Source organism: Moraxella sp. FZFQ2102 (genome assembly GCF_024137865.1).
Taxonomy (GTDB): Bacteria; Pseudomonadota; Gammaproteobacteria; order Pseudomonadales; family Moraxellaceae; genus Moraxella.
The window spans coordinates 1,533,764-1,548,457 of the sequence record NZ_CP099960.1; the positions used below are offsets into that span (position 1 = coordinate 1,533,764).

General features: G+C 47.0%; 9 protein-coding genes and 1 other RNA gene. 7 read left to right on the forward strand and 3 right to left on the reverse strand.

Annotation, left to right across the window (positions count from 1 at the left end):
- The first annotated feature begins 126 nt into the window (after positions 1-126).
- From map to ssrA, 4 genes are all read left to right on the forward strand, one after another.
- On the forward strand, positions 127-915 hold the full coding sequence (map, locus tag NGM44_RS07255; protein WP_253223048.1) for a type I methionyl aminopeptidase: 789 nt from the start codon (positions 127-129) through the stop codon (positions 913-915).
- A gap of 116 nt (positions 916-1,031) precedes the next feature.
- Entirely contained in the window at positions 1,032-3,806 is a 2,775-nt protein-coding gene (gene glnD, locus NGM44_RS07260) for a [protein-PII] uridylyltransferase (protein ID WP_253223049.1), read from the forward strand.
- Between the two features lie 149 nt (positions 3,807-3,955).
- On the forward strand, positions 3,956-4,780 hold the full coding sequence (locus tag NGM44_RS07265) for a WG repeat-containing protein (RefSeq protein WP_253223050.1): 825 nt from the start codon (positions 3,956-3,958) through the stop codon (positions 4,778-4,780).
- Positions 4,781-4,819: 39 nt separating this feature from the next.
- Positions 4,820-5,178, forward strand: a transfer-messenger RNA (tmRNA) gene (gene ssrA / locus NGM44_RS07270).
- 212 nt (positions 5,179-5,390) lie between these two features.
- Here the strand turns inward: ssrA and NGM44_RS07275 are convergent.
- The gene (locus tag NGM44_RS07275; RefSeq protein WP_253223051.1) at positions 5,391-5,726 is read right to left on the reverse strand and encodes a TIGR01244 family sulfur transferase; all 336 of its coding nucleotides are present in this window, start codon (positions 5,724-5,726) and stop codon (positions 5,391-5,393) included.
- A gap of 221 nt (positions 5,727-5,947) precedes the next feature.
- On the opposite strand from NGM44_RS07275, the gene NGM44_RS07280 reads away from it, so the two are divergent.
- The gene (locus tag NGM44_RS07280; protein ID WP_253223052.1) at positions 5,948-8,083 is read left to right on the forward strand and encodes an NADPH-dependent 2,4-dienoyl-CoA reductase; all 2,136 of its coding nucleotides are present in this window, start codon (positions 5,948-5,950) and stop codon (positions 8,081-8,083) included.
- A 271-nt stretch (positions 8,084-8,354) separates the two neighbouring features.
- Here NGM44_RS07280 and glyA read toward each other — a convergent pair whose 3' ends face one another.
- Both glyA and NGM44_RS07290 read right to left on the reverse strand, forming a co-directional pair.
- Complete coding sequence (gene glyA, locus NGM44_RS07285) at positions 8,355-9,614, reverse strand: serine hydroxymethyltransferase (protein ID WP_253223053.1); 1,260 nt, start codon at positions 9,612-9,614, stop codon at positions 8,355-8,357.
- Between the two features lie 125 nt (positions 9,615-9,739).
- Positions 9,740-10,246, reverse strand: coding sequence for a chorismate lyase (locus NGM44_RS07290; RefSeq protein ID WP_253223054.1), 507 nt, complete (start codon positions 10,244-10,246; stop codon positions 9,740-9,742).
- Positions 10,247-10,619: 373 nt separating this feature from the next.
- On the opposite strand from NGM44_RS07290, the gene NGM44_RS07295 reads away from it, so the two are divergent.
- The gene (locus NGM44_RS07295) at positions 10,620-12,218 is read left to right on the forward strand and encodes an isocitrate lyase (protein WP_103034177.1); all 1,599 of its coding nucleotides are present in this window, start codon (positions 10,620-10,622) and stop codon (positions 12,216-12,218) included.
- A 202-nt stretch (positions 12,219-12,420) separates the two neighbouring features.
- Complete coding sequence (locus NGM44_RS07300; protein ID WP_253223055.1) at positions 12,421-14,589, forward strand: malate synthase G; 2,169 nt, start codon at positions 12,421-12,423, stop codon at positions 14,587-14,589.
- The last annotated feature ends 105 nt before the right edge of the window (positions 14,590-14,694 follow it).

Sequence of the window (14,694 nt, forward strand, 5' to 3'; positions counted from 1 at the left end):
CTGATGGTTTGTTTAAGTGTTAAGAAAAGCGAGCGTAAAACAAAAATTTCTCAGTCATTTGTGAAAATCCCGCTTTTACGGTACAATGGATGTGAAATTTCATATCCATTTTTTTATTGTACCCTTATGAGTAAAAATATCCCTATTTTAAATGCTGAGCAAATCGCAAAAATGCAAGTCGCGGGCAAGCTTGCCGCCGATGTGCTGATTATGCTTGATGAATATATCAAAGAAGGCGTCAGCACAGGCGCATTGAACGACATCGCCCATGAATATATTCTAGATCACGGCGCAATCCCTGCACCGCTGAACTACAATGGCTTCCCAAAATCCATCTGCACCAGCATCAACCATGTGGTCTGTCATGGCATTCCTGACCACGAACGCCTACTGAAAGATGGCGATATTATTAATATTGACATCACAGTGATTAAAGATGGATTTTATGGTGATACATCCAAAATGTGGATCGTCGGTCAAGGTTCGGTGATGGCTGAGCGCATTTGTCGCGTTGCCCAAGAAGCGCTGTACGCTGGCATGAAAGTGGTGAAAAACGGCGCAAGACTTGGCGATATCGGTGCTGCGATCCAAAAAGTCGTTGAGCCTGAGCGCTTTAGCATCGTCCGCGAATTTTGCGGTCATGGCATCGGCGAGACTTTCCATGCTGAGCCGCAAGTGCTACACTACGGCAAAGCAGGTACAGGCGTTGAGCTAAAAACTGGCATGGCGTTCACCATCGAACCGATGATCAACCAAGGCGTGTGGCAGACCAAAGTGATGAAAGATGGCTGGACAGCGATCACCAAAGACCGCAAGCTATCAGCACAGTGGGAGCATACGCTGATCGTCACCGATGACGGCTGTATCGTCACCACTGCGCGCCCTGAAGAAGATTTGAGCTTCTTAAACAGCTGATGGATCAAGCATCTTGGTCGATCAAAAGGGCGTGCGCTTGTTCGTATGCCCTTTTTTTACGGTTAAAATAATCTGTAAATTTTAAAAGAATTTGTCAAGTAAAATTAAGGAAAATCATGTCAACTTCATCTGCCCAACTGCTCGCCACACGCTGCCAAGCTTTGCATTTGTCCATCGCGCCGCCACCTGTCATCAGCACACGCGATTTTGATGGTGCGCTTGTCAAGCACTGGCTTGATGCTGTCAATACCGCCATTGACAAGCAAATGATCGCTTATGGCGTCGATGCGGCAGAATACATCGCTGATCTGATCACGATTCGCACGCTGGCTGTCGATACGATTTTGGCGAAGATTTTTGATGTGTTTGATTTTACTGATGATTTTGCGCTGTTTGCTGTCGGTGGCTATGGACGCGGTGAGCTTTTGCCTGCATCGGACATTGATATTTTGCTGATCGGCGATGATGTCGCCCAAGCCAAATCGACGGTGGAAGCTTTTGTTGCTAAGCTTTGGGACATTGGCGTCACGCCTGCGATCTCGGTACGCAGCCTTGATGATACTAAGGTTGCCGTCAGTGATCAGACTATCGCAAGTGCACTACTTGAAGCGCGCTTATTGGCAGGCAATGACACACTGGCGGATTTTCCTTATCAAGCGGTAAAGACGGCATGGAGCGCCAAAGCCTATTTTGATGCCAAGATGGCGGAGTCCAAAGAGCGGTATCTGTCGCACAATGCCACTGAATACAATCTTGAGCCAAACATCAAAACCGCACCAGGTGGCTTGCGTGATTTGCACATGATCACTTGGCTTGGTCGATTTTATTTTGGGCGCGAGCATGATTTGCACAGTTTGACAGCGACAGGATTTATTAGTCCTGCTGAATTTACCATTTTACAAAATGCACAGAAATTCTTATGGTGCATTCGCCATCATCTGCATATGCAAACCGCGCGCCACGAAGATCGCTTGCTGTTTGACCACCAAAAAACCATCGCTCAGCGCATGGGCTATTATCTGCAAAGCAGTAATACCACGCACAGCGATGTCACCACCGCGCTTGAAGCGATGATGCGTCTGTATTATCGCCATGCCATGCGCGTGGCGGCGATCTCTGAGATGCTGTGCAGTTATTTTTATGAAAATTATCTGAAGCCCGTGGTGACAATCACGCCGATCGATGATGATTTTTGTATCGTGCGTGAGCAGATGGACAGCAATGGCAGCTGTGATATTCATGACCGTATGCCGACATCGGTGGATAAAATCGCCATCACTCATGCTGATGTTTTTACCGATAATCCTGCCAATTTGCTTAAGGTATTTTTACTTATGGGGCAGCGTGGCATTAAGCAAATTACTGCCAGCACCTTGCGCGCCATTTATTTGGCAAGTCCTGTGATTGATGATGAATACCGCGGCAAGCCTGAACATCAAGCACTGTTTTTGGCAAATTTACAAGAAAGCAATTATCTGTTTCACCGCCTGCGCTTGATGAAGCGATTTGGTGTGTTGGGCAATTATCTGCCTGCCTTTGGCAAAATCATGGGCTTGATGCAGTACGATTTGTTCCATCGCTACACGGTCGATGCGCATACTTTGCTGCTTGTGCGGATTTTGCACCGCTTTGGTGATGAGGCGCGCGCCGATGATTTTGGCTTGGTCAGTGAAGTGTATCAAAAAATCGTCCGCAAAGACATTTTGGTACTGGCTGCGATTTTCCATGACATCGCCAAAGGTCGCGGCGGCGATCATTCTAAGCTTGGCGCGGTCGATGCATATGAATTTTGCATCGGTCATGGTATGAGTGAAGCTGACGCAAAGCTTGTGCAGTGGCTTGTGCTTGAGCATCTGACCATGTCCTTGACCGCTCAAAAACAAGACATCTCAGACCCTGAAGTCATCGCCAATTTTGCTGAATTTACCGGCAGTATCACGCGGCTCAATCACTTATATGTGCTGACCGTCGCCGACATGAATGCCACCAATTCGCAGCTGTGGAACACATGGCGTGCAGCTCTACTCAAGCAGCTGTACATCTCGGTGCACCGCGTGCATAGCCTTGGCAGTCATGTGACTGATAAAGATGTGGTGATCGAAAATCGCAAAAATAAAGCCTGTGATATTTTACCAACCATTGAGCGCGAACAATTGGATCAGCTGTGGGCGAATTTTGGCGAAGAATATTTCTTAAAACAAAAGCACTTCGACATCGCGTGGCAGTCGGCAGAGATTTTAAAAGCACAAGACAAACTTGCCAATGGCGAGCCGATTGTGGCGTTGCGCGCGCACAGTGATTTGAGCCTTGGTGGTATTCAGCTCTTGATCTGTGCGCCTGATCACGACAATCTGTTCGCCACAACCGTGTGCGTGCTTGATCAGTTGGGTTTATCAGTGCTCGATGCCAATATTTTGACTGCGACCATTGCAGATAAGACGGTGGCACTGGATTCTTATGTGGTCATCGACCGCGTCGCCAATGCACATCAGACCGATATTCTTGGCAATCCCAAGCACGCCGATGAGATCATCAGCCGCCTAAAACAAGGGCTGCGCCAAGGCGGCTGCCATGTACCGCCAAGCACTTATGGCTTTAATACCAAGCTTAAGCACTTTACTGTGCCGACGCAGGTGCAGTTCACCGCCGCGACCGCTTTGGCGCACCAAGGTCATCATCAGATGCACCTGATTACCAAAGACCGTCCATCGCTGCTTGCCAAAGTCGGCGCGGTGTTCAGTCGATTGGGACTTGAAGTGCATGGCGCACGCATTACCACGCTTGGCGAGCGCGCTGAAGATATGTTTTATTTGAGCGATAAAAATGGTCAGCGTCTTGATGATGATAAATTGGCAGTATTAAAAGCGGCGATCATTGAGACACTCAGCTGATGGCAGTTTCATTGATAGGTTCATCACTTGTGCAAACTTGCGTTAAGATTTGCCACCAAAGCCATACGAAATCTTTACCGCCAGCACTGGTAATTTGATGGATTTTGTGCCAAAATTTAGCGCAAATTTTTGGAATTATTGAGATAATTATGAAAACTTTAGCATTGTTTCGCGCACCTGTCTTGGCCGCAAGCTTGATGATGAGTGTGTCTGCTTTGGCAAATGATAACACGCTGGCAAGCTTTGGCTTTGATACCATGGATACGCCTGCTTGTGCTGAGACGAGCCTGCCTGATGAGACAAGCTTTGTCACCAGTCAGCCTGACTGTGGCTATAGCGAAGGCTTGGCTGCGGTACAAAAAGGCGATAAATACGGCTATGTCAATGCCCAAGGCAAGCTTGTGATTCCTGCAGTATATCAAGAAGCTTATCCGTTTAGCGATGGTTTGGCGCTGATCAAGCAAGGCGAGCAGTATGGCTTTATTGATAAATTTGGTAAAGTTAAAATTAAGCCACAGTACAAAGATGCGTGGAGCTTCTGGGAAGGTCGAGCCAAAATTGAGAGCAATGGCAAATACGGTTTTATTGATAAAACTGGTAAAGTTATCATCAAGCCAAACTATGAAATCACGGGCAACTGGTTCGAAGATGGTTTGGTCGTTGTCAAATCGGGCAAGAAATTTGGCTACATCAATACCGATGGCAAAATGGTGATCAAGCCTGAGTTTGACTCGGCGAAGGATTTTTCTGAAGGCTTGGCGGTTGTCACTAAAAAATCAGGCGAAACTGATGGCGATGGCGTTGAGCTGCACAAATACGGCTATATCGATAAAACCGGTGAGCTTGTGATTGATTTTAAATTTGACGATGCGTCGGATTTTGTCAAGGGTGCGGCCTATGTGGTCGAGGGCAATCAAGTGTATTTCATCGACAAAAACGGCAGCCCAACCAAAATGCCTGATTATAACGATTGAACGACGCACTCAAATCTGATATAATCAAAAATCAACATTGGGGATGTTCTGGCTTCGACGCTGGTAATGAAACTCAATAGTGCATGTCAAGAGCGTGTGACTCTTGTAAATCAACATACATTTAAAATAGTCGCAAACGACGAAACTTACGCTCTAGCAGCCTAAGGGCAGCTTGGGACGGTGCAGATTGCCTTTGGTCTGGTCACTCTCCCCGAAGCGAACGCACAAAGGATAGCCCAAGTTAGCGTTGTGATGACTTGAGCGAAACTCTCAGCAAATCGTCCAATCCATCCTGACTGTCGGTTCGGTGCGGATTAAAGCCATAGACAGATTCTAAACATGTAGAGCTATGGGCGTAGTGCTGGCGGACGCGGGTTCAACTCCCGCCATCTCCACCAAGTTACCCAAAAAATCCCAAGTAAATCAATTACTTGGGATTTTTTATTCTTGATTTGGTTGTCTGAATGCTGACTATTTTTACAGCCAAGGCTTAAGATGGCATAGAAACCAACCTCATACCATCAACTGAAAAACAACCATGAAAACGCCGTACTATGTTGATCGTGTCAGCTAAAACAGGCTGTTTTAAGCATTTATATTTAAAACCCAATCAATCTTCATCTAACAAATCTTGCTCGCGTGCTGCTTGCAGGATGATGCTTGAGCGGTTGCCACTACGGCAGAAAATGTGCAATGGGCGCTCGGTGCTATTGAAAAAGTCAGCAAATTCTTGCACATGGCGCATCTCAAGCATTCCACCACTGAATGGAATGTGGGCGTAGATGATGCCGTGTTCGGTCGCGGCAGCTTTGATTTCATCGCTGGTCGGCTGACCTGCTTCTTCGCCATCAGGGCGGTTGTTCACTAGGGTTTTGTAGCCTTGCTCAGCTAAGAATTTGACATCATCGACAGTGATTTGACCTGAGATAGTAATGGTATCTGACATAATATTTCTCGATAAAAAGTGGGTAAATTGACTGTGATTAGCTTACTCTGATTTTTGTGGTTTGGCAAATGGTTTGTGCGAAAGTTTGCAGTATTTGATGGCAAATTGGCACGCTGACCGAGCAGTCATTTATTAAAAATAATCTTTAGGCGTATGCAAAATATGATAAAATTGGCAATTCAAACCATCTTATTCGCTTGATTGCCAAACGGATTTTTGCCATGCCATTGTCATTTATCAAAAAACGCCTAAACAAACTGATTCCTACTCACACTGCACCGATCAAGCCTGAGCAGACGGCATATCCTGAGCTGTTTGAGCCGCTGGATTTGGGCTTTACGGTGCTCAAAAACCGCATTGTCATGGGATCGATGCACACAGGGCTTGAAGATCGTTTTTATCATTATGGCAAATTGGCAAGCTATTTTGAAGCGCGTGCCAAAGGTGGCGTGGGCTTGATCGTCACGGGGGGTATTTCACCGAATAAACAAGGCTGGCTGACGCCGCTTGGTGGTACACTCAATCGCCTTGCCGATGTTGTGCATCATGCGCGTGTGACGCGAGCGGTGCACAAGCATGACGCAAAAATCTTATTACAAATTCTACACTCTGGTCGCTATGGCTATCATCCGTTTGTCGTTGCGCCAAGCCCAATCAAATCACCGATTTCACCATTCAAGCCGCGGCAGATGAGTGTAAAAAATATCAAAGCCACAGTGCAGGATTTCGCCCATACCGCCACACTTGCCAAAAAAGCGGGCTATGATGGTGTGGAGATTATGGGTTCTGAAGGATATCTTATCAATCAGTTCCTATCAGCGCGCAGCAATAAGCGCAGTGACGAATATGGTGGTAGCCTTGAAAATCGGATGCGCTTTGCCATCGAGATTGTCCAAGCGGTACGCGCGGCGGCAGGTCAAGATTTCATCATCAGCTTTCGCTTATCGATGATTGAGCTTGTTGAAGATGGTGCGACGATGGCAGATGTCATCGCTGTTGCCAAAGCTCTTGAAAGTGCAGGCGTGACTTTATTAAATACAGGCATCGGCTGGCATGAAGCGCGCATTCCGACCATTGTCACCAGCGTGCCACGAGCAGCATTTGTGCGTTATACCGCTGCAGTCAAGCAAGCGGTCGGTATCCCTGTGATCGCTGCCAATCGCATCAATATGCCGAAGACCGCCGCTCATATCATCGCCAGTGGTCAAGCTGACATGGTGCAGATGGCGCGACCATTTTTGGCTGATAGCGAATGGGTTAATAAGGCATATCATAATCAAGCCAATCTTATCAATACCTGTATCGGCTGTAACCAAGCGTGCTTAGATCACACCTTTAGCGGTGAGCGTGCGTCGTGTCTGGTCAATCCTTTGGCGTGCCACGAAAGTGAAATTATCATCAAAAAAGCCAAAAAAGCCAAAAAAGTCGTCATCGTCGGCGCAGGCGTCTCAGGTCTTGCAGCGGCGGTGACGGCGGCAAGTCGTGGACATCAGGTCACTATTTATGAAGCTAAGCCTTTTATCGGTGGGCAGTTTAATTTTGCCAAGGTCATTCCAGGCAAAGAAGAATTTTTTGAGACCATTCGCTATTTTCGTGAGCAGATTGCACAGCTTGGCATCGAGCTACATCTGAATACGGCGGTGGATAAGGCGTTTTTGGACAGCTTGAACGCCGATCACATCGTCATCGCCACAGGCGTTGTGCCGCGCGAGATTGAGATTGCAGGGCGTGAGTTGCCACAGGTGATGAGCTATAGCGAGCTACTAAGCGGTGAGAAAGTCGCTGGTGAGCGCGTGGCGGTACTGGGTGCAGGGGGTATTGGCTTTGATGTCGCTGAGTTTTTGACCCATGGTGCGCGCGTATCAGCAGATGTTAATGATGCAGAGTTTGTGCCACAAGCACAGACGGCAGAAGACTTTTTTACCCAGTGGGGTGTGGATGCGGCGGCGGATTATCAGACGGCAGGCGCGCTACAGACTGCCAATCCGCATACGCCTGCGCGCCAAGTATATCTCTTGCAGCGCAGCAAGGGCAAGCTTGGCAAAAGCCTGAACAAGACCACAGGCTGGGTGCATAAAGCGGTGATTAAGCAAGCAGGCGTAATCCAAATGGCAGGAGTCAGCTATGATAAAATCACCGAAGAAGGCTTGTGGGTCACTGTCGATGGCGTATCACAACTGTTGCGTGTCGATACTGTGGTGCTGTGCGTCGGTCAGGTATCGGTGAATCACCTAATGCCGCAGCTTGGTGATACGCCAAAAGCGCAATATCATGTCATCGGTGGGGCGAAATCTGCTGAGCGTGTCGATGCCAAACGCGCGATCCGTGAAGGTTTTGAAGTGGCGGTGTATTTGTAAATTTGAAAACCGTTTCAGGATCAAAGTGCGTTTTGCACAGAGCGATTTGGCAAATGATTGGCTTTGAATAAGCCTTCTTTAAAATCTTCATCGTGGGCGTATGCAGTGCGCCCATATAAATCAGCTTAATAATTGTTAATGTTTGAAAATTGACAAAACTGTGCAGGATGACACCTGACGCCGAATTAATGACACCATCGATCAAAACCCAATCCCTAAACGAAAAAACCCGCCCAAATGGACGAGTTTTTATCATTTACACAGTCAATGATTAAGCATTGCGCTCATAGACTGGCAGTTTTTTGCAGATGGCGGCGACTTTTTCACGAGTGGCAGCGATAACAGCTTCATCACCACGAGCGTCTAGCACATCGCAGATCCAGCCTGCCAACTCACGACATTCAGCTTCGCCAAAGCCACGAGTGGTCACCGCAGGCGTACCGATACGGATACCTGAAGTGACAAATGGTGATTTTGGATCGTTTGGTACTGAGTTTTTGTTCACAGTGATGTGTGCATCACCCAGCCATTTGTCCGCTTCTTTACCAGTGATTTCTTGCTTGATTAGGCTAATTAGCATCAGATGGTTCTCTGTGCCACCTGAGACGATGTCATAGCCACGAGATTGGATGACTTCTGCCATTGCTTTGGCGTTAGCGACGACTTGCTGTTGATATGCTTTGTACTCATCGCTCATCGCTTCTTTGAAGCAGACAGCTTTGGCGGCGATGGCGTGCATCAGTGGGCCGCCTTGGTTACCTGGGAATACCGCTGATGCCAATTTTTTCTCAATCTCTTCATTGGCGCGGGCTAGGATTAGGCCTGAGCGCGGGCCGCGTAGCGTTTTGTGCGTGGTGGTGGTTGTTACATCGGCGATTTGTACTGGGCTTGGATAAACACCTGCTGCCACAAGACCTGCCACATGCGCCATATCGACCATCAGATACGCACCAACTTCATCGGCGATTTCGCGGAATTTTTGCCAATCAACCACTTGACTGTATGCTGAGAAGCCTGCGATGATCATCTTTGGCTTATGTTCACGCGCCAGACGCGCCACTTCTTCATAATCGATCAAGCCAGTTTCTGGGTTCAGACCATATTGTACCGCGTTGTAGTTACGGCCTGAGAAGTTCACTGTCGCGCCGTGTGTCAAGTGACCGCCGTGAGCTAGGCTCATGCCAAGCACGGTATCATTTGGCTTAAGCAATGCTAGGAAAACTGCGCTGTTGGCGCTTGAGCCTGAATGTGGCTGCACATTGACATAATCAGCACCAAATAGCTCTTTGGCACGATCGATGGCGATTTGTTCGATCACATCCACATGCTCACAGCCGCCGTAGTAACGCTTGCCTGGATAGCCTTCTGCATATTTGTTGGTCAGTGCTGTGCCTTGCGCTTCCATCACTGCAGGCGAGCAGTAGTTTTCTGATGCGATCAGCTCAATGTGATCTTCTTGACGCTGTGCTTCAGCATCGATATGAACTGCCAATTCTGGATCGTATTGGTGTAAAGAGATTTCTTTAAACATGAGATGTCCTTGAGTGTTGAAGGAAGGATAAAACAGTGGGCTTAGTGTAACATATTTATCAGATGATGCCTAATAGAAAGATGATTTTTCGCAGGGAAAATTCTCATCTTGACATGAATAATATTTCATTGATTTTGCAAAAATTCACAAAACTCTGCCAAAAAAAGCTCATCAATCAATAATTTTTTGCCATGATATTCATATAAAGTGCTGCGCCCATATTCGCCGTCAATGGTGTGATATAGCCTGCGTGTGTGCGGTAGGGTGCGATGTTTTTTAAACAATACATAGCCAATCGGTGTATTACCCAAATGCCTTAGGCGGTTTAGTTCGCCTTGTAAGGTTTTAAGTGGAAAAATACTGCTTGCCATCACCCAAGCGCGATCACTTGCGCCATACAGCTGCACCGTGCGCACCCAAGCGATCTGCGGGCGATTGACATCAAGCCCAAGCTGCTTTTTTTGGGCGAAAGTAAGCGCACGATGACCTTCTTGTACGATTTTGACACGCAGCGGCTGATTTGCAACTTGTTCAAGCAGTGCCGTCAGCGAGCCTTTGGCGGTCAAAAAGTTTGCCAAATTCGCATGAGTATGAGCAAAATCAGACGGTAACTGGGATAAAAACTGTGGCATAGGCGGCGAAATTTTGCGGTACAGGTGTTTTATTTTAGCATAATTGGCGCAAATATAGCGTAAAATTTATGAAATTGATAAATGTAGTTAAATAGTTTAAATTTACAAAAATTAATAAAAATTGCTATATTGGAACATTTATACTTAAAAAATCAACAAGTTAAAATGGTATAGTATGATTTATTCTATTTGTAAATGATTTTGTAATACCCATTTATTTATGAAATATCGAACATTGGCAAAGGCTATTGGATAAATGCGCAAGTTTTGGGTATTCTGTATCCATCGGAAGGCAAAGCGAATCACGCAAAGACTTGCCAACCTTTATTCAGTGCATTTATGCAAATTATGTTGTCAATGAAAGGAGTTAGCCATGACTTATCAATCAGCACTAGACCATGTTCGTAAAGTTAAGGAAAAATTGGGCGGCACTTGGGATGCCATTCGCCCAGAAGATGCGGCACGCATGATCGTCCAAAACCGCTTCAAAACTGGTCTTGATATCGCCAAATACACCGCTGCCATCATGCGTCGTGACATGGCAGAATACGATGCGGACAACAGCAAATACACCCAATCACTAGGTTGCTGGCATGGCTTTATCGCTCAGCAAAAAATGATTGCCAACAAAAAATACTTCGGCACCACCAACAAACGCTACATCTACCTATCAGGCTGGATGGTGGCAGCGCTTCGCTCAGAGTTTGGTCCACTACCTGACCAATCAATGCACGAAAAAACTGCTGTGCCTAAGCTGATCGAAGAAATCTACACATTCCTTCGCCAAGCAGACGCCAAAGAGCTAAACGACCTATTCCGTGCGATGCAAAAAGCTGAAGCAGCAGGCGACACAGCGAAAGTAAAAGAAATCGAAGCTCAAATCGACAACTTTGAAACTCATGTTGTACCAATCATCGCTGACATCGATGCAGGCTTTGGTAACGAAGAAGCGACCTACCTATTGACCAAGCAAATGATTGAAGCAGGTGCGTGTGCGATTCAAATCGAAAACCAAGTATCTGATGCTAAGCAGTGTGGCCACCAAGCAGGTAAAGTAACTGTACCGCACGAAGATTTCCTAGCCAAAATCAATGCCGTACGCTATGCATTCCTTGAGCTAGGTGTCGATGATGGCGTAATCGTGGCTCGTACCGACTCAGAAGGTGCTGACCTTACTCAAAAAATCCCTGTATCTCGTGAACCAGGTGATCTAGCGAGCAAATACATCAGCTACCTAGAGACTACTGAGATCGACATCTCTGAAGCCAAAGAAGATGAAATTCTAATCAAGCGTAATGGCAAACTACATCGCCCAACTCGCTTGCCATCAGGCTTGTATCAGTTCCGTGAAGGCACTCAGCATGACCGTGTTGTCCTTGACTGCGTAACTTCGCTACAAAATGGCGCTGACATGATTTGGATCGAGACCCCGACACCAGACGTGGCAGGTATCGCAAGCTTTGTTAATGACATCAAGAAACAAGTTCCAGACGCAAAATTGGTGTACAACAACTCACCATCATTCAACTGGACCATCAACTTCCGCCAGCAAGCGTATGACCGCTGGGTCGCTGAAGGTAAAGATGTCTCAGGCTATGAGCGTGATAAACTGATGGATGCCAAATATGACGGTTCTGAGCTTGCCAATGATGCAGACGAAAAAATCCGTACATTCCAAGCGGACGCAGCTCGTGAAGCAGGTGTATTCCATCACCTAATCACCTTGCCAACTTACCACACCGCAGCGCTATCAACGCATGAGCTTGCCAAAGGTTACTTTGGTGAAGAAGGTATGCTGGCGTATGTGGCAGGTGTACAGCGTAAAGAAATCCGCGGCGGCATCGCTTGCGTTAAGCACCAAGCCATGGCAGGTTCTGATATCGGTGACGATCACAAAGAGATCTTCTCAGGTGAGAATGCACTAAAAGCAGGGGATGCAAGTAAGAACACCATGAACCAATTTGGCGGCTAATTAAACATTTCGTGAATTGGGCTACTGCTTCGTTAGGCTCGCTTGCTGTACTACTTGTACAGCGTCGCTCCCCTGCCTAACATTAGCACCAATTCACTTGGTTTAACCGATAACGGTAATTGGTAACAAGCGGTGTTTTGACTTTTGGGTTAAAGCACCGTTTTTGATTTAGTTTAAGATAATGATTTTTAAGGATAAAACTATGGCGACACAACGCATCCAAAAAGGCAGCTTTGCCATTGACAAGATTTTGTATGATTTTATTGAAAATGAAGCTTTGCCACTATCAAATGTCTCAAGCGATGAGTTTTGGGCAGGCTTTGAGGCGATTGTCAAAGATCTCACCCCAAAAAACAAAGCCCTGCTTGCTCGCCGTGATGAGCTGCAAGCGCAGATTGATGAGTGGCATGAGAATAACACCTATGAGCTAGAAGCCTATAAAAAATTTCTCACCGACATCGGCTATCTTGAGCCAGAAGTAGCGGATTTTGAAATCACCACCGAAAATGTCGATGACGAAATCGCCACCATCGCAGGCGCACAGCTTGTTGTACCTGTGCGTAATGCTCGCTATGCACTAAACGCAGGCAACGCTCGCTGGGGCAGTCTGTATGATGCGCTGTATGGCTTTGATGTCATCAGCGAAGAAGGTGGTGCCGATAAGGGTCGTGGCTATAACCCTGTGCGTGGGGCAAAGGTGATTGAATTTGCTAAAAATTTCCTAGATGAAACCTACCCACTGGCGACAGGCTCGCACGCGGATGCTACTGCCTATGCCATCGATGGCGGTGTACTTGCCGTTACTTTGGCAGATGGCACGATCACCACACTCAAAACTGCCGAGCAGCTACAAGGCTATAACGGCAGCAGTGATGAGCCGACAGAAATTATCCTAAAAAACAATGGGCTACATACCATTATCCAAATTGACAAAACCAGCCAAATCGGTCAATCGGACAAAGCAGGCGTCAAAGATGTCATCCTAGAAGCTGCCGTAACCACCATCCAAGACCTAGAAGACTCAGTCGCTGCTGTCGATGCCGAAGAAAAAGTAGAAGGCTATCGCAACTGGCTAGGTCTGATGAAGGGTGATCTGTCTGAAGTGATGGAAAAAAATGGCAAAACCATTACCCGTACGCTGAATGCTGATCGCAGTTTTACGGATTTGTCAGGTAATACACAAACTCTGCACGGTCGCTCAGTGCTACTACTGCGTAATGTAGGTCACTTGATGACCAACCCTGCGATTTTGGTGGACGGTGAAGAGATTTTTGAAGGGATTATGGATGGGGTGATCACACCAATGCTGTCCACCATCGACATCACTGGCAAAAATACCTTGCGTAACTCTCGCACAGGCTCGATGTATATCGTCAAGCCAAAAATGCATGGCTCAGAAGAAGTTGCCTTTGCGGTGGAGTTGTTTACTCGCTCAGAAGAGCTACTCAAACTGCCAAAAAACAGCGTCAAAATGGGCATCATGGACGAAGAAAAACGCACCAGTGCCAACCTGAAAAACTGCATCTCGGTAGCTCGTGAGCGTACCATCTTTATCAATACAGGCTTTATGGATCGTACAGGTGATGAGATTCACACCGCTATGAAGGCGGGGGCATTTGTACGAAAAGGTGAAATCAAGGGTCAAAAATGGTTTGCTGCCTATGAAGATCGTAATGTCATCATCGGCCTAAAAGCAGGGCTCAAAGGCCGTGCCCAAATCGGTAAAGGTATGTGGCCTAAGCCTGATGAGCTGGCTGATATGTACCGCACCAAGATTGAGCACCCACAAGCAGGGGCAAGCTGTGCATGGGTACCAAGCCCATCAGGTGCGACCATCCATGCGATCCATTACCACAAGTGTAGTGTCGCCGAGCGTCAAGCAGCATTGCAATCTGCTCAAGTGCCGTCCATTGATGATTTGCTGACCATTCCACTGGCGACAGATACCAGCTGGAGCGATGGCGATAAGCAAAAAGAGCTTGAAAATAACTGCCAAGGTATTTTGGGTTATGTGGTGCGTTGGGTAGATTTGGGTGTTGGATGCTCAAAAGTCCCTGACATCAACAATATTGGCCTCATGGAAGACCGTGCGACCTTGCGTATCTCATCTCAGCATGTTGCCAACTGGCTGGCACACGGCATTGTCACCGAAGATGAAGTCTGGGCGGTGCTAAAACGCATGGCAAAAGTCGTTGATGAGCAAAATGCGAGCGACCCTGAATATCGCCCAATGTCGGCAGACTTTGACAATAATATCGCCTTTAATGCGGCAGCTGATTTGATCTTTAAGGGTGCAACTCAGCCATCAGGCTATACTGAGCCATTGCTGCACAAAGCACGCTTGAAATTAAAAGGCTATACTGGCGATTGATTGACGGTATGAGCACAAAACCACGATGGGGCAACTTGTCGTGGTTTTTTGCAAATTATCAAATAGCATTATAAAAATGCTTGACAAAGCCGTCAAAATGCGGTT